Origin of the sequence: Paenibacillus xerothermodurans (assembly GCF_002220865.2) — a bacterium.
GTDB classification, from domain to species: Bacteria; Bacillota; Bacilli; order Paenibacillales; family NBRC-103111; genus Paenibacillus_S; species Paenibacillus_S xerothermodurans.
In genome coordinates, this window is the sequence record NZ_NHRJ02000003.1 from 56,586 (window position 1) to 75,731 (window position 19,146).

The 19,146-nt window shown below is 52.9% G+C and carries 16 protein-coding genes; 10 read left to right on the plus strand and 6 right to left on the minus strand.

The annotated features are described in order from the left end of the window. Nucleotides 1-362: 362 nt before the first annotated feature. The 7 genes from CBW46_RS07655 to yunB all read left to right on the plus strand — a co-directional run bounded on the left by CBW46_RS07655 (nt 363) and on the right by yunB (nt 9,431). Nucleotides 363-2,576 carry a helix-turn-helix domain-containing protein gene (locus CBW46_RS07655; RefSeq protein ID WP_089199435.1) on the plus strand — a complete coding sequence of 738 codons (2,214 nt, stop codon included), beginning with the start codon at nt 363-365 and terminating at the stop codon, nt 2,574-2,576. A 360-nt stretch (nt 2,577-2,936) separates the two neighbouring features. Beyond that, nucleotides 2,937-3,830: an ABC transporter permease gene (locus tag CBW46_RS07660; protein ID WP_279386459.1), complete on the plus strand. Its 894-nt coding sequence runs from the start codon at nt 2,937-2,939 to the stop codon at nt 3,828-3,830. 27 nt (nt 3,831-3,857) lie between these two features. Beyond that, nucleotides 3,858-4,730, plus strand: a complete 873-nt coding sequence (locus CBW46_RS07665; protein WP_089199437.1) for a carbohydrate ABC transporter permease — start codon at nt 3,858-3,860, stop codon at nt 4,728-4,730. A 32-nt stretch (nt 4,731-4,762) separates the two neighbouring features. Beyond that, nucleotides 4,763-6,064, plus strand: a complete 1,302-nt coding sequence (locus CBW46_RS07670) for a Gfo/Idh/MocA family protein (protein ID WP_089199438.1) — start codon at nt 4,763-4,765, stop codon at nt 6,062-6,064. 95 nt (nt 6,065-6,159) lie between these two features. After that, nucleotides 6,160-6,987 (plus strand): sugar phosphate isomerase/epimerase family protein, encoded by an 828-nt coding sequence (locus CBW46_RS07675; protein ID WP_089199439.1) that lies wholly within the window; start codon nt 6,160-6,162, stop codon nt 6,985-6,987. 189 nt (nt 6,988-7,176) lie between these two features. After that, the gene (locus tag CBW46_RS07680) at nt 7,177-8,394 is read left to right on the plus strand and encodes an MFS transporter (RefSeq protein WP_089199440.1); all 1,218 of its coding nucleotides are present in this window, start codon (nt 7,177-7,179) and stop codon (nt 8,392-8,394) included. A gap of 254 nt (nt 8,395-8,648) precedes the next feature. Beyond that, nucleotides 8,649-9,431: a sporulation protein YunB gene (gene yunB, locus CBW46_RS07685; protein ID WP_341538175.1), complete on the plus strand. Its 783-nt coding sequence runs from the start codon at nt 8,649-8,651 to the stop codon at nt 9,429-9,431. A 472-nt stretch (nt 9,432-9,903) separates the two neighbouring features. On the opposite strand, the gene CBW46_RS07690 is transcribed toward yunB, so the two are convergent. Further along, nucleotides 9,904-10,908: a M23 family metallopeptidase gene (locus CBW46_RS07690; protein WP_089199713.1), complete on the minus strand. Its 1,005-nt coding sequence runs from the start codon at nt 10,906-10,908 to the stop codon at nt 9,904-9,906. 197 nt (nt 10,909-11,105) lie between these two features. On the opposite strand from CBW46_RS07690, the gene larC2 reads away from it, so the two are divergent. After that, complete coding sequence (larC2, locus tag CBW46_RS07695) at nt 11,106-11,579, plus strand: nickel pincer cofactor biosynthesis protein LarC2 (RefSeq protein WP_089199441.1); 474 nt, start codon at nt 11,106-11,108, stop codon at nt 11,577-11,579. 633 nt (nt 11,580-12,212) lie between these two features. Here the strand turns inward: larC2 and larC are convergent. Together larC and larB are read right to left on the minus strand one after the other, a co-directional pair. Further along, complete coding sequence (gene larC / locus CBW46_RS07700) at nt 12,213-13,229, minus strand: nickel pincer cofactor biosynthesis protein LarC (protein ID WP_089199442.1); 1,017 nt, start codon at nt 13,227-13,229, stop codon at nt 12,213-12,215. Nucleotides 13,230-13,232: 3 nt separating this feature from the next. Beyond that, nucleotides 13,233-14,024 carry a nickel pincer cofactor biosynthesis protein LarB gene (gene larB, locus CBW46_RS07705; protein WP_089199443.1) on the minus strand — a complete coding sequence of 264 codons (792 nt, stop codon included), beginning with the start codon at nt 14,022-14,024 and terminating at the stop codon, nt 13,233-13,235. Nucleotides 14,025-14,148: 124 nt separating this feature from the next. On the opposite strand from larB, the gene lipA reads away from it, so the two are divergent. Continuing rightward, the gene (lipA, locus tag CBW46_RS07710) at nt 14,149-15,057 is read left to right on the plus strand and encodes a lipoyl synthase (RefSeq protein ID WP_089199444.1); all 909 of its coding nucleotides are present in this window, start codon (nt 14,149-14,151) and stop codon (nt 15,055-15,057) included. A 42-nt stretch (nt 15,058-15,099) separates the two neighbouring features. Next, nucleotides 15,100-15,777 carry a YutD family protein gene (locus tag CBW46_RS07715; protein ID WP_089199445.1) on the plus strand — a complete coding sequence of 226 codons (678 nt, stop codon included), beginning with the start codon at nt 15,100-15,102 and terminating at the stop codon, nt 15,775-15,777. Between the two features lie 291 nt (nt 15,778-16,068). Here the strand turns inward: CBW46_RS07715 and CBW46_RS07720 are convergent, their stop codons facing one another. From CBW46_RS07720 to ylbJ, 3 genes are all read right to left on the minus strand, one after another. Further along, nucleotides 16,069-16,896 (minus strand): NAD kinase, encoded by an 828-nt coding sequence (locus CBW46_RS07720; protein WP_089199446.1) that lies wholly within the window; start codon nt 16,894-16,896, stop codon nt 16,069-16,071. 66 nt (nt 16,897-16,962) lie between these two features. Next, nucleotides 16,963-17,595: a flagellar brake protein gene (locus CBW46_RS07725; RefSeq protein ID WP_243633221.1), complete on the minus strand. Its 633-nt coding sequence runs from the start codon at nt 17,593-17,595 to the stop codon at nt 16,963-16,965. 195 nt (nt 17,596-17,790) lie between these two features. After that, complete coding sequence (gene ylbJ, locus CBW46_RS07730) at nt 17,791-19,029, minus strand: sporulation integral membrane protein YlbJ (RefSeq protein WP_089199448.1); 1,239 nt, start codon at nt 19,027-19,029, stop codon at nt 17,791-17,793. Nucleotides 19,030-19,146: the final 117 nt, after the last annotated feature.

Consider the following 19,146-nt stretch of genomic DNA (forward strand, 5'->3'; position numbering starts at 1 on the left):
GGGTTTTTGCCACTGAAAAGTTGATCCGCGTAATCTCATCCGGCGACTTGGACACGCACCGCCCGTATGCTTCGCTATCCCTTAGCATAAGGCACTCTGCCGATAAGCTCAGTCCACCCTCGGGTGGACTTTTTCAGTCGGAGCCTGCGCGCACGTCCATAGCATAAAAACCTGCCCCTACGCTGCTGTATTCGCACTGCACCCCGCTCGGCGCTTACACAGCCGGAATGTATGCTCTGTGTTTTTACGCTGTTTACACTGCCTGAAACGGTACTGTATAATGGGCTCAGTGCTGCGGCTAGAAAGCATTCCCAAGGTTATCGGGATCAACGGCACTGACACAGCGAGGAGGAATTTGCCCGGTGCCGAAATTTTTGTTGCGGCTGTTTAGTTTCACCTTTCTTCTCGCGGCTGTTCCGGTCATTTCCATTGGTGTTATTTCCTATTTGATCTCATCGGATGACATTGAGGACAAGGTGAAGGATGGGAATATGCAGGTTTTGCTGCAGAATCAGATGCGGGTGGAACAAGTGTTGAAAACATTAGAGTTGACCGCCCTGCAGTACATAAACTCACCGCTCGTTACGAGCTCCCTAGATCAAAAATTGGGGCCTGACGAGTTCGTTTTAGTGCGAGATTTGTCCAAAGGGCTGTATAATCTGCAAACGTTTGCAAGTATCAATGACGCGTATTTTATAAATTTGCACCAAGACTGGATGGTCAGCTTTTCGTCGTTTGGGAAATTGAGTGATCATCCGAGCCGTGAATTGTTCGTGGAGTACACCACGCAGCCAAACAGTTTATTCTGGACCACCGGCGAGCCCGATCGCCCGGTCAGTCAGGGTGAGCCCGCCAGCAGCAGCGGACAGCAGCCGAGCGTGAACTCCGTCCGGATGGTTTATAAGGTCCCGGTGGTGCCTCCGGTGGCGCAGCCGAAAGCGCTTTTAGTAGTGGAAATTCTGGATAGTCAAATCAGAGGGCTGCTTACGATGGCAGCGGAGAAAGCGCAATCAACCGCGGAATCGAGCGGGTTTTTCAATGCCGTGCTGGATGAACAAGAGCTCGGGGTGACCTACCGTTCGTCGCCGCATAACGGCTGGATTTACGTGTCTGTCGTATCGATCGATAATATCACCCGACAGTCGCAAAAAATCGCTTGGATAACTTTCGCCGTGTGTACGCTCCTTTTCCTGTTGATCCTGCTGTTTGCTTACTACGGCAGTCGGCGCATGTATTCGCCCATCAAACGGCTCGCCGAGTTCACGCAGCGAATCCAGGTGGACGGCGCGGTGCATAAGGACGAGCTCCTATCCATCGAGGCGCGCTTTCACTCTCTCTTCAGCACGGAGCAGGAATTGCAGCAGCAGCTGCGCGGGCAGTTCACCCAGTTGAAAGAGCTGTTCGTACTGAAGCTGTTTACAGGCCAGTTATCCGCCAGCGACTTTGCCGACCGGTCCAGGAAGTACGGGTTACCGCTGGAATGGACAAGCCTCGCAGTGCTGACACTGCAGATCGACTCGTTGTCGGAAACACGGTACAGCGAGCATGACAGAGAGCTGCTTATGTTTGCAATCAACAACATGGTTGGGGAACTGCTGCCACAGAACGAGCGGTTCAGTCCAATTTTACTCGACCATTCTCAAGTGACGCTTATCGTCAGCAGTTTGTCAGATGATGCGCAATTAAGAACTCATACGTACGAGACAGCCGAGATGATCAAGCGCAAGATTGGGGAGTTTTTGCAGCTTCCGGTGAGCATAGGGATCAGCCGGCCGTTCGACGCGGTGACGGGTGCTGCGAACGCATACGCGGAAGGTCTTGAAGCGCTGAAATGCCGCATGAATCTGGGAAATCAAATTATCGTGCATTACGAAGATATTGATTCCGGCCAAAAAGCGATGGAAGTCACGGTGTACACCCAATTAAAGCTGATCGAGGATCAACTGGTGAATGCGTTGAAGCTGGGCGATATAAAGCGCGTGGATGAGGTGTTGGCGAGATACATCTCAGCGATTGTAGACAAGGATATTCATTTCAATGAGTATCCGGTTCTGATGATGCAGCTGATCTCTAAGGCCTATCAGTTGGTGCAGGAGCAGGGCGGGACCATCAACAAGGTGCTGGCTGACACGGCCACGGTCGAGCAGTTTTTGAAGCTCAACACGATTGAAGAGATCCACAGATGGTTTAGATCTACTCTATTCGAGCCGATCATTGCGTTCCTGAATCAACAGGCGGAATCACAGTACCTTAACATCGCAAACCAAATGGTGAAGCTGGTGCACGAGCGCTACGACCAAGACATTTCTCTCGAGGCCTGTGCGTCGATGCTCAATTTCCATCCCGTCTATTTGAGCCGGGTGTTCAAGCGGGAAATGGGCATCAATTTCAGTGAATATTTGGCGGAATACCGTATGAGCATGGCGAAAAATTGGCTGGAGAACACGACTTGGAAAATATCCGAGATCGGCGAAAAGTTGAACTATACCAATACGACAGCATTCATACGCAGCTTCCGCAAAATAATTGGCATGACGCCCGGACAATACCGGGAGCAGCACCAGAACACACACTAAGAACAGATAAACGCTGGGTGGATACGAGTCCGCTCAGCGCTTTTTTTGCATTACGCCAATCGCTCACGCCCCGGTGGGATCATGTCGCAAAACACCGAAGCACCAAGGTTAAATTAAGACTATTTCAGGTTAAATCGCGTATATCAATAGGTCAAAATGCACTGAAACGGTCAGATTGCATAAGCCTGCCGAACAAGTTGAAATCATACGATAGCATGTTTCAATTGTACGTATGATAATTAGGGAAACAACACCACACAATGAAAAATGTTAGGAGGACAGCTTATGAGTTTACTCACCAACGCTCCAAACAAGAACGCCTCCGTGGCGCAAAAGAAAGCGCTTCAAAGAAGTCCGCTGATGAAAGATTTTATCCGGGACAAATGGTTATATTTAATGCTGCTGCCCGGAGTGCTGTACTTTCTCATTTTCAAGTACGTACCGATGTACGGGCTCATCATCACTTTCATGGATTACAAGCCGTTTCTCGGAATCATGGAAAGCAGTTGGGTTGGGCTAAAGCATTTCGAGCGGTTTTTCAGCGAACCACAGTTCTGGCAGTTGTTCCGGAATACCACGCTGCTTGCGGTCTATAACATCATTTTCTTTTTCCCGCTGCCGATCATTCTTGCTTTAATGCTCAATGAGGTACGCAGACAGAAGTTCAAGGGTATAATTCAGACGATGATTTATGTTCCGCACTTTGTTTCCTGGGTTGTTGTAGTCGGGGTATTCTACTTGCTGTTCACCACGGAGGGCGGCTTATTCAACGAGCTGCTGTTTGCTATCACCGGTGAGAAAATCGCCTTTTTGCTGGAGCCGGAATGGTTCCGAACGATGATCATCACACAGTCGATTTGGAAAGAGGTAGGCTGGGGCACGATCATTTTCTTAGCCGCTTTATCCGGCGTCGACCTGCAGCTGTATGAAGCCGCCCGTATGGACGGCGCAAACCGCTGGAGACAGCTGTGGCATATCACGCTGCCCGCTATCAGCAGTACCATCGTGATTCTGTTGATTCTGCGTTTGGGCTCGTTTTTGGACAGCGGATTTGAACATATCTTCTTAATGCTGACGCCGACAAACCGCGAGGTGGGTGAAGTGTTCGACACCTATGTCTACATGAAAGGTTTGACTCAATCACAGTACAGTTACAGTGCTGCGGTCGGTTTGTTTAAGTCGGTAGTCGGGCTGGTCTTGGTTCTTGGTTCGAACTGGCTGGCAAAAAAATTCGGCCAAGAGGGCATCTATTAATTTTACGAGATTGGAGGGCTTACCTATATGAATCACGATAACACATTAGGAAATAAGATATTCGACAGCGTCAACTACACGCTGTTGGCTATCGTTGGGCTCGCAACAATCCTCCCGTTCATTTATATCATTGCAGTATCGTTTACAAGTCCACATGAGGTGGCGAAGGGCGGGTTCATCCTGTTTCCAAAAGAGTGGTCCTTATCGGCCTACAAATACATTTTCTCGACCAACACTTTGATTCGCTCGCTGGGTGTATCGATTATGATTACGGCCGTGGGCACGTTCATCAATTTACTCTTAACCTCACTTATGGCGTACCCCCTGGCTCGTACAACTCTGCGGGGCCGCAAAACCATCCTGCTGGGCGTGCTGTTCACCATGTTATTCAGCGGCGGCATGATCCCCACGTATTTCGTGGTGCAAGCGCTGGGCATGATCGACACCTATTGGTCCCTGCTAATTCCCACGGCCATCAGTGCGTTTAACCTGATCGTGTTGAAAAACTTTTTTCAGGCGATACCGGACGGTTTGGAGGATTCGGCTCGCATCGACGGGTGCAACGATATCGGCGTGTTGTTCCGGATCGTGCTTCCATTGTCCATGCCGGCTATGGCGACTTTCGGGATGTTTTATGCGGTATCCCACTGGAACTCATTCTTCAACGCAATACTGTATATCAACGATAACACCATGTGGCCGGTGCAAGTGCTGCTCCGTGAGATCGTCATCCTGGCGCAAAGCCGGATTGGAGACACAGGCTTCGAGGAGACAGAAATTCAGCCGTTGACCATTCGAATGGCGGTAATCGTATTCGCGACGGTTCCGATTTTGGCGGTATATCCGTTCTTGCAAAAGCATTTTGCGAAAGGTGTATTGTTGGGCTCTGTTAAAGGCTAATTTTATACTGAGATAAAAGGCGGAAGATGAAAATGAGAAAAAGATATGCGATCTGCGGAGTAAGCAACCGGGCGATAGGTATGTTTATCGGCCCTATGTTGAAAACGTTCTCTGAGCAAACGGAAGTAGTTGCACTGCTGGACATCGATCCGAAAAGACATCTCGTGTGCAAGGAGAAGTATCCGCAGCTGGCTGGTGTGGGCGAATATGGGCCGCAAGAATTCGATCGCATGGTGCAAGAAACGCAACCGGATGTGGTGATTGTCACAGGGCGGGACGATACTCACGTGACGTACATTGTTCAGGCGCTGGAAAAGGATCTGGACGTCATCACCGAGAAGCCGATGGCTACCACCGGCGCAGACTGCCGCAAAATTATAGATGCAGAGGCGAAAAGCAAAGGGAACGTGACAGTAACGTTTAATTATCGTTATGCTCCGATCCACACGAAGATCAAAGAAATGGTTCTGTCCGGAAAAATAGGCCGGGTGACCTCCATCGACCTGAATTGGTATATCGATACGTATCATGGTTCAAGCTACTTCAAGCGTTGGAATCGCATCCGTGAAATTTCCGGGGGCTTGTCCATTCACAAGAGCTCGCACCATTTTGATCTGGTGAATTGGTGGATCGGGCAGAAGCCGGTTGAAGCGTTTGCATATGGCGCCTTGAATTACTACGGTCCCGAGGGCGAATTGAACCCGAAAAAGGAAGACGGCCGCCACTGCGGCACCTGTGACGTGCGACAAGACTGCGCTTATTATACTCGTTGGTCGACGCGCAGCCAGGATCTCCACATCAAGGACGATCATCTGGGCACGGTCAACTCGGTTCGGCCTACGGAAGCTTACACGGCATACCGGCCTGACGCCTGTATCTATGATTCGGAGATTAATATCGAAGATACGTACGCCGCTACGGTGCGCTACGATCAAGGTGCGCTGCTGACATATTCCGTGAACTTCTCACTGCCGTATGAAGGATACCGTCTTGCTATTAACGGTACGCACGGTAGATTGGAGACGATGGAGTATCACGCTCCTTCCAGGGTGCCGTTCCCAACCGAAGTACAGACCATCGATTACTATCCGCTGTTCGGCGCGAAAGAAACGATCCATGTAGTGCAGCGTGAAGGCGGGCACGGCGGCGGAGACCCGGTGTTGTTGGAGGATCTGTTCCTCGGTCCTGATCCGCGAAGAGCGTATGATATCCTCTCCGGCAGCTTGGACGGCGCGTATTCCATCGGCACAGGCGAAGCGGTGTGGCGTTCTGTGAAGGAAGGAAAACCGGTACGTATAGACGACGTGCTGTCCAGTCCCCTGGTTACGCTGTAAAAATAACAAATCGGAGGAGAGGGGGCTGTGCGCCTTCTCCTTTTCTGCAGTGGCATAAGCCAACCTGGACGAACTGAGAGGGGATGAAAAAGGATATGACAGTCGGTTTATTAGCTCACCTGGTTGGCAAACTGCCCTACGAGCAGTTGGCGGCCAAAGTCGCCTCGTATGGCTTTGATTACGTGCAGCTCGCGTTATCCAAAGCCGTCGCGGATGTGGACTGCAGCTTCGGTAAGCTGAGTCCCGGCCTTGGCAATACCATCGGCGGCGCATTCCACTCGCGTGGCGTGAAAGTGGCTGTGCTGGGCTGCTATGTGAGCCTGGTTGAACTTGATGATGAGGTGTACCGCCGTAACGTCGATCAATTCAAGGAACATTTGCGTAATGCCCGGCATTTTGGCGCGTCGATTGTAGCTACGGAAGTGGGAGTGCCGAAAACGGATCAGAGGGAGCTGCATTGGCAGAGGCTGCGGGCAGCGGTCGCGGAATTGGCGGAGGAGGCGGAGAAGTGGGGAGTGTACGTCGGCTTGGAGGCCGCAGCCCGGCACTTGATCGGCACCGCCTCGGAGCTGGCACAGATCCTACAAGAGGTGCCGTCGGCCAATATTGGAGTGGTCCTGGACCCTTGCAACTTGCTCACGCAGAGCAACTACAAGCAGCAGGACGAAATTATAGAAGAGGCCTTTCGTTTGCTGGGCACCCGCATTGTGAGTGCCCATGCGAAAGATTTTGTCATAGATCCTGCTGCCGGTGAACTGCAGATGATTGCCGCCGGCAGAGGCATGCTGAACTACGATAAGTTTATGGGGCTGATGAATCACTATAAGCCGCATAGTTTCATTACGTTGGAGCGTGTGCCTGAGCAGCACATGTTTGAATCGAGCGCGTTCATCCGGCGCAAACGTGTGGATTGCTCAGTGTGATCAAATTGATCCTGAAGCTGTGGATTTTCGAATCCGCAGTTTTTTTGTTCGGCGCATACAGCGCTATGTCACGTAGATCAAGCGCAGCTAACATTCAGGTGACTAGCATTCGTCCAGGAAACGATCTTTTATTTTTTAGTGGAAAGGCGTACCATGTATTGAAACAATAGCCTTACGGAGGAGTGTACCATGGAACCGTGGAAACGCACGATGTGGATTTTATGGGGCGGCGTAGTGCTGTGCAGTTCCAGCTACACGATGTCGGTACCGTTCCTCCCTTTATTTTTGCTCGAGTTGGGTGTGGATGACACGACCGTCAATCTGTGGGCCGGTGCGGTGTATTCATCTGCATTCTTGATCGGGGCGATCATGGCGCCGTTCTGGGGAGGGCTGGCCGACCGATACGGCAAACGCAAAATGGTTATCCGTGCCGGCATCAGTCTAGCGGTGATTTACGCCCTGTTCGCGTTTGTTCAAACCCCGTGGCAGCTGATCGGAGCGCGCTTGCTGCATGGCTTCGTCGGCGGCTTCGTGCCTGCGTCCATGGCCATAGTTGCGTCCACGGCGCCTGAAAAGCAGATGGGCTGGAGTCTCGGCATGATGCAGGCCGGTACGATGTCGGGAGGCATCCTCGGGCCTTTATTCGGCGGGTTATTGTCGGAGTGGTTCGGCTTTCGCATGTCATTCATCGTGGCGGCGGTTCTAATTTTCGTTGCGGCAGTGGCGGTTATTATTTGGGTGCATGATGGCAAGGGAGGAAGCAATCCGTCCGCTGTACGCAGCAGCATCCTTCAAACATGGAAGGAAGCCGCCGCCAATCGTACTTTGGTGCTAATGCTGCTTCTGTTATTTGTTTTTCAGCTTTCCGTCAACATGATTCAACCGCTGCTCACACTGCACGTGGCTGGCTTACAGGGCGACCTCGCAGGCGCGGTGCTGACGTCCGGGATTATTTTTTCCATCATCGGTATAGCAGGCATTGTAGCGTCGCCTTTTTGGGGCAGAATTGGGCAAAAGCTCAGCTGCAGCTTCATACTCAGCGTCTGTTTACTGGCGTCGGGAGGCGTGGTGTCGATGCAATTTTTTGTCCAGCAGCTGTGGCTGTTTACGGTGGTGCAGTTTGTTTACGGTTTTTTCATGGCTGGTATAACGCCGGCTATCAACGCTATGGTGATTCGCAATACCGATGCAGGATTCCGGGGCCGTTCGTTCGGGTTGACGGCCAGTGCCAATCAGTTCGGTGCCATGGCGGGGCCATTGCTCGGCGGAGCACTTGGGCTGGGTCTGAACATACACTGGGTGTTTGTGGTTACAGGTGTAATTTTGATCGCCACCGGGGCTGTTGTGTACTCAGGCTTTCGGCAGGGGGGAGCCGGGCAGAGTACGCACGAGGCAAAGAGCATCTGATGGAGCTTGAGACGTGCTGTTGAAAACTGCAGGATGGCAGCCGAGCTCATTCGTTACAGCGCCTATGCTCTGCATGCATTTGGTGCTCACTGTGAGACATTGCCCGGGCTATGGCATGCGCCAACTCTCTTCTTTTTTCAAGGTGCTTTGCATACGCTGGTATAGTACATGCCGACGATGTCTGTGCAATCGGCTCCAAGTTCGCAGTTACAGCAGTGATGATGCCGTTTGCCAGCTCCAAGGGGGGAGCATACATGCTTGTGCTTAGACGTAGATGGAAGAGAAAAATCGGTGGGCCGGGAAAAATCAAACGGAACGTGATCTTGGTTATGCTCATCGTGTTCCTGTTTACCACGCAGTTGTTCATTTATATCGAAAAAAATTTGAAACCGCCGCTCACTAACCTTGCAAAAATCCGCGTGAAACAGATCGCAGTGCAGTCGATTAACAGCGCAATTTCCGACCGAATTGGGCAAAACACCAGTTTTGACCGGCTCATCGATTGGCGCACAGACCGCGATGGGAAGGTAACCGCTTTTATGCTGAATTACGCCGAGCACATGAGAATAACGGCAGAAACGATCAAAACCGTCAATAACAAGCTGGCTGAGCTGCAGAGTATGCCGGAGCATATTCCTCTTGGGCAAGCGATGAACAGCCCGATAATGGCTTCTTTCGGACCGCATATTCCAATTCGTCTTGTGCCCGCGGCCGCAGCGAAGGTCGAGTTGAACACACGCCATCGCAACGCGGGGATCAACATGATTCTGGTTGAAGTATACATACGGATAACCGCTGAGGTATCGGTCATCATCCCGTTGGACACCGTACCGGAAGTAGTGGAAACAGAGGTGCCGATCTCCTACGCACTGGTCGTTGGGGATGTGCCGACTTATTATTTCGATGGAAAAGGCCAGCCCGCTGGCAACAGTCCCCCGATGCCGCCCGGCATATCGATTCCGCAGCTCCAGACGCCCTCGTCGAAGGAGACCACGTTTGATGCCGGCACGCCGGCTTCGGCTGAGTCGGCTGACTGACCGCCGGCCGACCGACAGCAGATGTGGACCGCTGCGGCAGAGTCAGCGTTCACCGATAAAAGGTGCTTGAGCACCGCGCATTGTCTTGAACGCAGATCATCACGGGTTGGTCTGTTGGTCGGGAGTGGACAGAAGCGGGTAGGCTGCTGGGCGCCGCCTTTGGTCACCAGGGTGTGTGCACATCATCGGGCATGTTGTTGGCGCAGCCGGCTTTAAACGCGGGCGTTTTGCGTGCAACAAGACACTTATCAATGGTACAGCTGCTTGCTGCTGCCGACTGGAGTGACGACCGGAGCTGACCCATAAACACCAATCAGTGGTACAGCTGCTTGCTGCTGCCCACTGCAGCGACGTCGGAGCTGACCGATAAACACCAATGAGTGGTACAGCTGCTTGCTGCTGCCCACTGCAGCGACGTCGGAGCTGACTGATAAACACCACAGCCGGCTTACCTACACAAGAACTGCCGCACCTACTTTTTGATCCGCAATCGTTCCTCACGCTCCCATTTCCGCAAGTGAGGGTAAGGATCGAACGACCAATCCGTCACTCCGTTATCACGGTAGAGGCCATAGTGCAGGTGCGGCGGGAATTTGCCCGACGTTCCCGGCTTGCCGTAGCCTGAACTTCCGACCCAGCCTACGACCTGTCCAGGCGTAACGACATCCCCTACTTTCACTTTCTTGTTGAATCCGGACAGGTGGGCGTAATAATGGTAAACGTTGTTTAAGTCGCGGATCCCGACTCGCCATCCGCCGTAAGGATTCCAGCCCATAATTTCTATAATGCCATACGTTGCGCTGCGGACGGGTACGCCATATCCGGCAAACAGATCCGTTCCCTCATGGATCCGGAAACCGCCCCAGCCCCGGCTCGCTCCCCATGTGCTGTGATAGGTGTAATGCGAGCGCAGCGGCATAACAAACGTGTGCTCATGCAAATCCAGTGTATCGAACTTAGCGTATATTTTCGCAAATTGGTGAACCCGGTCAACGCTGCGCGGATGTTGATAATATTCCCACAGCCCGATGAGCACATCGTCCTCTGCAGACCCGTGCTTAAGCAGGAACGTTGCCATCGAACACAGACGGTCGAGACTATCTCCGCGGTCGGCCCGGCCATCTCCGGAACCGTCCCGCCCGAGCCCATCGAAGAATGCGATACTTGCCGGATGAGTATCCTCATGGTCGGGGTTTAGCATTCCGCACCACTGCAGCTCCGAAAAGTAAATTGCAATCAGACCGTCCCGTCCCGGCCGCTTTCGCGCAATGCTGATAGTGCGCTCATATTGATCGACTGCCGCCAGGTAATACCAAGGGATTCCCGTCAAGGTGCTTACTTTATCAAACAGTTCCTTGCGCTCGGCGAACACTGCTTTCACGCTGTCCCGCTCCGCGTTCACCGGTTGGGCTGAAACGACAGGGGCACTGGCCGCGGCGGGCGGAACTGCACTCAAAAAAACACTAAAGCATAACATAAATATAACGCTGTTCCGCCAGTTCACAGCCATAAATCAGCTACCTCCAAAGTTAGGATCAAAAAAGCTTTTTACCGTGTTTATCTGCTACAGCTAGGATGTGACACGGTATGTATTTTTATCCTCACCACCTGTCAAACCGTTCGTTTGCAGGGGGGGTGTTTTTTTGGTATGATGCGAACAGGGAGGGATCGCGCATGGGATTTCAACACCGGGAAGAGCACGTGGACGAAGGGATGCTGCTGGTGCAGGCAAATATCGATGACATGAACCCTGAGTTGTGTTCTTACGTAGGGGATTTGTTGTTTGAAGCGGGGGCCAACGACGTGTATTGGGTGCCGATCATCATGAAAAAGGGACGTCCGGGCATCATGTTGAATGTGCTTGTGGGTGACTGTGAGCTATCAAGTATTGAGGAGGTCATTTTTCGGGAAACCACAACAATCGGCTTGCGTTATATGCGTGCAGTGTGCCACCGCTTGGCGCGGCAGTTCGAGAGTGTGGCCACCCCGTGGGGTGAGATCAATGTGAAAGTCGGTTACCACAGAGGAGATATGGTGCAGTTCGCCCCTGAGTTCAAAGATTGTGAGCAAGCGGCGAAACAGCATGGAGTACCGCTGAAACGTGTGTATGATGAGGTGCGGCGGCTTTTTCTGTCGAGGATCAGCTGAGATACGGCCAAGCGGGGGTCTAATTTCAGTCGTGCTTCAAAAACGATGCTGAGGTCCTTGCCATTAGAGGCCGCGGAGACTGGTTGCCTATGGCACGCGGTGCCGGGTCCAGTCGGGGGTCGAACCGGGACAAACAACAACATCCCGGTGCTGGTGTGAGCCGATCACGAGAGAAGGCTCATCACCGCCTTAGCGGCGGGCAAAGCTGGCACTAGGCTCATGTCCTAGCTGTGCGGATGCACGCAGCGGTGTCCAAGCTATTGTGTGCTTGCGATCGCAAGCAACGGGCATCCGCCATGAGCGCGGGTCAGAGCGCAATCACCACATTCAATGCCCGCGGTTGCTCGGATGCTGCATGGGTGCGCCCTGCCCGGCCTTGTAAGTTACCACGTGCAATGCCCGCGGGCTGTCCGCGCTTGTACGATGCGTGCAGCTGTGTCACCACCCATTAGCACGGGGATACCGCAGTTTACCACGTGCAATGCCCGCGGCTGTCCGGGCTTGTACGATGCGTGCGGCCGTGTCACCACCATGAGCACGGGGAGACCGCAGTTACCACGTGCAATGCCCGCGGCTGTCCGGGCTTGTACGATGCGTGCGGCTGTTGTCACCACCCATTAGCACGGGCCACGTTCAATGCCCGTGGCTGTGCGGATGAACATGGCTATGGCCATGGCCGGGCTTGTTATGGTCCGTGTGGCGATGCTCATGCTCATGCCCGTCATTATGGCCATGCTCGTGTGAATGATCGTGCGAATGTTCATGCGTATGGCTTTGGTGAGTATGGTGGTCATCGCCGTGGCCGTGCGCATGAGTATGGCTATGGTGGTGCGCAGGACTATGGTGATGCTCATGCGAATGCTCATGTCCAGACGCGATGTGAACTTCCTCGTAATGCACCTGATATTTATGGTTAAACGAATCAGCCTTGCCTATCACGACACGCAGTACGTTGGGTTGGTTTGGCAGATCTCGCGTACCCGCGCCATATCCTACCGTTTCTACCACCATCGACGGATAACCTTTCGCAAACTCGTCGACCAGACCGGCAATAATGCCTGCGCCCGTGGGCGTGGTCATCTCCACCGCGTATCTGGATGGCGAGATGGGTAGTCCGCGCATCATTTCCAATGTGGCCGGAGCGGGAACCGGATAAATGCCGTGGTCACACCTGACGGTTCCGGCGCCCAGCACTACCGGAGAAGAGAACACCTTTTCCACGTCCAAGGAATCTAAAGCTAACGCAACCCCGATCACATCCACGATCGAATCGATCGCCCCGACTTCATGAAAATGCACCTTTTCAACAGGCATGTTGTGAATTTTTGCCTCGGCTATGGCTATTTTGTCGAAAATGGCCAAGCTCAGCTTAACAACCCTTGCCTTAAAGCCCGCCTCTTGGATGATTTTCACAATTTCCGAATAATGTCTATGATGTGTGGGCGGCGTGTTTGGATCCACCATAACATCCAGTTTTAAAGCGGAAATTCCATTTTTGTTGGCACGTTTCCACTCGAGAGAGAACGGCTCGATCTTGATTTTATGAAGCTCTTCTTCAATATAATCCCGGTCCGCACCCGCGTCGACCAACGCCGCGAGAGTCATGTCGCCGCTGATTCCTGAGAAACAATCCAAATAGGCGATTTTCATAGCTCAGTCCCTCTTCATGGTAATTTTATGTATTAATGCAGCGTTATAGCCGGCACCAAAGCCGTTATCGATATTCACTACAGATACGCCGGGCGCACAAGAGTTCAGCATCGCGAGCAGTGCGGCCATGCCGTGGAAGCTGGCTCCATAGCCTACGCTTGTGGGCACGGCGAACACAGGTTTTGCTACAAGCCCGCCGACCACGCTGGTCAACGCGCCCTCCATGCCTGCTGCGACCACGATAGCTGTGGCAGCCCGAATCAGTTCCAGCCTGCGGAACAGGCGGTGAATCCCCGCCACGCCTACATCATACACGCGCTCGACACGGCAGCCCATGAATTCGGCCGTTAACGCGGCTTCTTCGGCCACCGGCAGATCGGAAGTTCCGGCGCACACGACAGCGACGTAGTTTCCATCCTTCGGAGGCATGGCTTCGGCGTTTCTATACCATACAAGCACCCTGGCGTCCGGATGGTACACGGCGGCCGGGATGGCTGTTACGAGCTCGGCAGCCTTGTCTTGGCTGACGCGTGTAGCGAGCACCTTGTCGGAATGCAGCATTAGCCTTTGGAAGATGGCGGCAATTTGGTCCGCTGTTTTGCTTTCCCCATAAATGACCTCAGGGAATCCGGTGCGCTGCTCTCTGTCTATATCCAGCTGGGCGAAGCCAAGGTCGTCTATCCGGTTGCCCGGCTCGTTGTTGCGGTTGAGCAGCTGCCCAAGATAATTCTGTGCCTCGGATATATCCAAGTCACCCGATCTGACGAGCTTTAAGACAGATTCTAGATTCATCATAGAAAGCGTTTTCCTCCGGCATAAGTATATGATGGTGCGACACTTTTTAGTCCTACCTAGTTTATCATAAAAGAAAAGGAAAGTGGATTGTTATGCCTTTCGTTGATATAATAGCTTCAAGAGTATGGACAAAGAACCGCAGAAAGCAGGGACAAAACATATGTCTACTCCGATAGAACGCAAGCCGGATTGGCTTAAAATCAAATTGACAACAGGTGAAAATTACAAAGAGTTAAAAAATATGATGCGTGACAAAACGCTGCATACCGTATGCGAAGAAGCCAAATGCCCGAACATCCATGAATGCTGGGCAAACCGTACCGCAACGTTCATGATTCTCGGGGATATATGCACACGGGCTTGCCGCTTCTGCGCGGTAACGTCGGGTCTGCCGACGGAATTGGATCTTCAGGAGCCAGAGCGTGTGGCCGAAGCGTCAGAGCAGATGGGACTTCAGCATGTCGTCGTGACCTCGGTAGCCCGGGATGATCTGGCCGATGGCGGCGCCTCGATTTTTGCCGCGACAGTATTGGCTATACGTCAACGTATGCCGTTTTGCAGCGTGGAAGTGCTGATTCCTGATTTTATGGGCAGCGAGTCTTCACTGCGCACGGTGCTGGATGCGAAGCCGGATATACTGAACCACAATGTGGAAACGGTGGAGCGCTTGTCGGACAAGGTCCGCAGCAAAGCCAAATACCGCCGTTCCCTGGAGCTGCTTGCCCGATCGAAGCAAATCGCTCCTGGCATCCCGACCAAATCAAGCATTATGCTCGGCGTCGGGGAAGAGTGGTCCGAAATCATACAGACCATGGACGACTTGCGCCAGGTGGACTGCAACATCATGACGATCGGACAGTATCTGCAGCCGACAACAAAGCATTTGACAGTCAAAAAATATTATACGCCAGAGCAGTTTGCGCAGCTGAAGGCTGAGGGCATGAAGCGCGGTTTCAGTCACGTCGAATCCGGACCGCTGGTTCGCAGCTCCTATCATGCGCATGAACAGGTGAAATCTTCGCAGCGGGCGTAAAGTTACTCTACTACTTGCGTTATCTGGGAGGGAAACCATGACGTGATCCACATCTCGAACAAAACCTATGAGGTGGTCGCAGACCATAAAAACGGCTGGAAGCCGGATGCATTCAAGGAACGCTACAGCGAGGTGCTTGAGCGCTATGATTATATCGTTGGGGACTGGGGATACAACCAGCTGCGGCTGCGCGGTTTTTTTAAGGAGGATCATCCGAAAGCAACGAAGGAATCCTCAATCGCTACACTGCAGGATTATTTGAATGAGTACTGCAACTTTGGCTGTGCTTACTTCATCCTCGAGAAAATCGCGGTTCGGCCTGAAGCAAGCGCGGAACAGCCGGTGCCAGCCGAAGGTGTCACATTGGATCAGGCTGGGGCGCAGGTACCGCTCGAGCCCGCATATCACATAGAACCGCCAACGCACCTGCCACGGCATCAGCCGCAGGCGCACAGAGCACCGGATCAGCCCGAGCGCAGTGAGCGGCAGGAAAAACCGGAACGTCAAGCACGGCCGGAGCGACCGGAGCGTCACGACCGGCAGGACAGACAGGAACGGCAGTCGGGCCGCTCGCATCAGGCACAGCGCAATCATTCACGGAAACATTATCCAAATCATAATCAACATAGGCAAAACCAGTCGAACGAGCGTAACCAACCGCCATCTAGGCGGCAAAATCAAGGCACGTCGAGTCCAGCGCAGCAGAACCAATCGCAATAGCGCTTTACTGCGGTCACGCAGCCTAGGATGCGAACGCTAAGCCAGCAGCGCAACGCCGAAAGCTGTCGAGCACGCAGGGCACGCCGGGATGGTCACAGCAATAGCTGCAAGTGCAGACTGGCGTCGCTGCCGAGGCGGGAACACAACATACCACTGCCCGGCGCTGAGATACGCGGCAAATTGGAACTACGTGCGGTTCGTTGGCCACAACATGCCCCCAGACCGCTCGAACGGTGAGCCTGCCGGGATGGCACATAAGCGCAAAAAAAAGCCCTGACCTATTGCCGACGGTCAGGGCTTCTTCTCCATAATCGGCTCGTAGCCGATGAATGCTTCACGCACGCGGCTCCAAAACGGGAATGGGCGGAAACGGGCGAATTTCACCTTTTTGCCGGCTGCCACCATACCTCGGATGGAGACGATATCGTTGCGTTGCACGTACACATGATCCAAAGAGAGCAAAATATTCTGATTGGCTCGCGGATAAATATCACAATGATGGTGTCGTGGCAGAATGACCGGCGAGCCCAGCGTGCGAAATACACGATTGTTGATGGACGCGATCTCGGTTATCTGTATGGCGTCCAACGATGGATGGACGATCGCGCCGCCCAAGCTTTTATTGTAAGCTGTGCTGCCCGCCGGCGTCGAAATACATATGCCGTCCCCCCGGAATGTCTCCAGCAATTCATCATTGATATGAAGCTGTGCCATCAGAGTCGCGTCGACCCCTTTTAACGTAAATTCATTCAGCGCCAGCTGTGTCTCAATGCCTTGTGGAGTCGTAATCTGGATTTCTACCAAGGGATATTTAACGACGCGCAGATCGTTATTTCGGGCGCTGTCTCCCATTAAGTCAGCCAGCGTCTCGACTTCATCGGGCTTCCAATCAGCAAAAAAGCCAAGCCGCCCGGTGTGGATACCGACAAAGGCTGTGCTTTCCAACTGCTCTTTATATCGATGAAAGGCATGCAATAAAGTTCCGTCTCCGCCGATGGATAGCACAATGTCCGGCTGTTCCTCCTCATGGATCAGCCCATGCTGCTGAACCAAACGGTGGAAGGTATGCATTAACTGTATGGAGATCTCATCACCGCGGTGTATAACGTTATATTTCAAAGGTTTTCCTCCTAACAGTGCGCCTGCACGGGCGGGTTGTACAACACAATCCCATCTTCACCGCGTCTAGCCGATAGAACGCGTACAGTATCCGTCTATTGTATGAGTCAAGCTTTCAGGGACATTGCGGAATTCCACTGCGACCCGGTAGACCCCGGTGTCTAATTGCGACACACGCACAACCTCAGCGTGCACCATAAATGTATGCGGATGACCCGGCAAAACAAAGCTTAGCTCCAGATACAGCGGATAAAAAATGCGGCTTAGTGTGGTAAACGACAGACCTCCGGCCGAAATATCTTTTATCTCTCCGGAAAACGTAATGCCTTCACCAGCCGCTGCACTGCCTACGCCGGAGATTCGGCAGGAGAGCGGTGCCGGCGAAGGCAGTTGAATCCGGTTGAATCTGCGATTTTGGAACATCTTCAGCTGCTGCGGCGGAGCAAGTGTCAGCCAGCAGACGTTATCTTCGATCTCCGTATGAAGCAGGTCGACAAATCCATAGTATAAAAAGCCGCGTTCCCGGAATGACACTTCGATAAAGCAAACATGCTGCAAGCCCTCAAAAGGAGAAGCGGCGGGAAATTCCAGCGAAACCACCATCTGATTTTCGTCAACGGTTTGCAGGACGAAATTGTCTTCATAACAAAATGGAAGGCCGCCTTTGGTTTCCCCCACTATAATAAGACTGCAATTCATCCGGGGAACCACCATATCCATAGCTAACGCTTGGGTCCAATTCATATAATCACCATACTGGTTTGATAGTAAACATCGAGCCTGCGATGATAACTCAATAATAATCAAAAAAATGCAATATTACAATGTTTGCACGACTTCATAAGGAAATCGCCTCCGGCGGCCAATTTCGGTTCGAGCGGAGGGCGATCAGGTTTAACTCTTCACAAACGGTCTGATTGTGCGATGAATCACGCACAGCAGTATTAACAGCAGTATGCTACCGGTAAACACTACGCCGGACCATGGCACCAAATGAGTCCAGACACCTGTGACAGGCGCGGTCATATCCAACATGGGGACATAGGCCGCCAACGTGCTGCGCGATGCTTGCATGGGCTCCCAGAGGATGTACACCGCTGCGGCAGCCAGAAAAGCATGCAGCAGACGGGCCGCGAGGAAAGGCAGGTACCGCAGATTGGTATGATGCAGCAGGCTCACTATCTGTGCGTGCACGGATAAACCGGCCCAAGAAAGTACGAACGCTGCGATCGCCGTTTTGTGCACGAGGTCGATCTGTGCGCCGGCGCTGCCGGCCGATTTGGCGCCCAATGTAACCTCGAAGAAGCCGTTCACAACGGCCTGGGAAAGCGGGATAGGCACATTGAATAACTGAAGCACAGAGTTTACCCCCTGATAAAATACCGTCATAATATGGGCAGAAGTCATTACTTCCATAATCACGGAGAAAAACACCACCAGCCCGCCCACGACAAAAATCAATTGCAGACCGGACTTGACCGCCTGCGGTATGATCTCCCCGAGCGTACGTCCGTCGGCCATTCTTGCCTTATGCATTGCTTCGAACGCCCGGGCCCAGATGTTGCCCGTCTGCTGTTCAGATGGGTCCGGCAGTAGAACCGCGCTGCGGCTCGCTCGCAAGCCATGAAACCGCATGAGTAAACCAAGCAGAACCGCGCTGCCATAGTGGGCCGCCGCCAAAATTCCAGCCAGTCCCGGGTCGTGAAAAAAGCCCACAGATACCGCCCCAATGAGAAAGATAGGGTCGGACGACGTGGTGAACGATATGAGCCGTTCACCTTCTTCGCGGTTAATAAGCCTCTGCTCCCAGAGTTGGGCGGTGAGGCGGGCGCCCACGGGATAGCCGGCCGCGAATCCCATTGCCATCACAAACCCGCCGATGCCGGGAATGCGGAAGACCGGCCGCATCATCGGATCCAGCAGGGTACCAAAGAAGTGGACAATGCCTACGCAGAGCATCATCTCCGAAATAACAAAAAATGGAAATAAGGCCGGGAAAAGCACGTCCCACCATATGGACAATCCTTTGAGCGATGCCCGGATTGCGTCATGCGGAAACAGGAGCATCAAGCCCATCAGGCCGAGCGAGAAAAGAGCGATAAAATGCAGCAGCGAAAACCGTTTTAACAGCATGGGCAGCCTCCCGTAAAATGCAGCATCAATCAGCTGGCTTGCCAGCGGACATACACATATACCAGATAGTGCTCGTCTGTTTACATATATGTTTCAGCTGGAACAGACATGCTTCAA

Bases quoted from the DNA above. Each gene is read 5' to 3' on its own strand.
- CBW46_RS07660 (WP_279386459.1), top strand. From the start codon at position 2,937: ATGAAAGATTTTATCCGGGACAAATGGTTATATTTAATGCTGCTGCCC.
- CBW46_RS07665 (WP_089199437.1), top strand. From the start codon at position 3,858: ATGAATCACGATAACACATTAGGAAATAAGATATTCGACAGCGTCAAC.
- CBW46_RS07670 (WP_089199438.1), top strand. From the start codon at position 4,763: ATGAGAAAAAGATATGCGATCTGCGGAGTAAGCAACCGGGCGATAGGT.
- CBW46_RS07675 (WP_089199439.1), top strand. From the start codon at position 6,160: ATGACAGTCGGTTTATTAGCTCACCTGGTTGGCAAACTGCCCTACGAG.
- CBW46_RS07680 (WP_089199440.1), top strand. From the start codon at position 7,177: ATGGAACCGTGGAAACGCACGATGTGGATTTTATGGGGCGGCGTAGTG.
- yunB (WP_341538175.1), top strand. From the start codon at position 8,649: ATGCTTGTGCTTAGACGTAGATGGAAGAGAAAAATCGGTGGGCCGGGA.
- CBW46_RS07690 (WP_089199713.1), bottom strand. From the start codon at position 10,908: ATGTTATGCTTTAGTGTTTTTTTGAGTGCAGTTCCGCCCGCCGCGGCC.
- larC2 (WP_089199441.1), top strand. From the start codon at position 11,106: ATGGGATTTCAACACCGGGAAGAGCACGTGGACGAAGGGATGCTGCTG.
- larC (WP_089199442.1), bottom strand. From the start codon at position 13,229: ATGAAAATCGCCTATTTGGATTGTTTCTCAGGAATCAGCGGCGACATG.
- larB (WP_089199443.1), bottom strand. From the start codon at position 14,024: ATGATGAATCTAGAATCTGTCTTAAAGCTCGTCAGATCGGGTGACTTG.
- lipA (WP_089199444.1), top strand. From the start codon at position 14,149: ATGGACAAAGAACCGCAGAAAGCAGGGACAAAACATATGTCTACTCCG.
- CBW46_RS07725 (WP_243633221.1), bottom strand. From the start codon at position 17,595: ATGAATTGCAGTCTTATTATAGTGGGGGAAACCAAAGGCGGCCTTCCA.
- ylbJ (WP_089199448.1), bottom strand. From the start codon at position 19,029: ATGCTGTTAAAACGGTTTTCGCTGCTGCATTTTATCGCTCTTTTCTCG.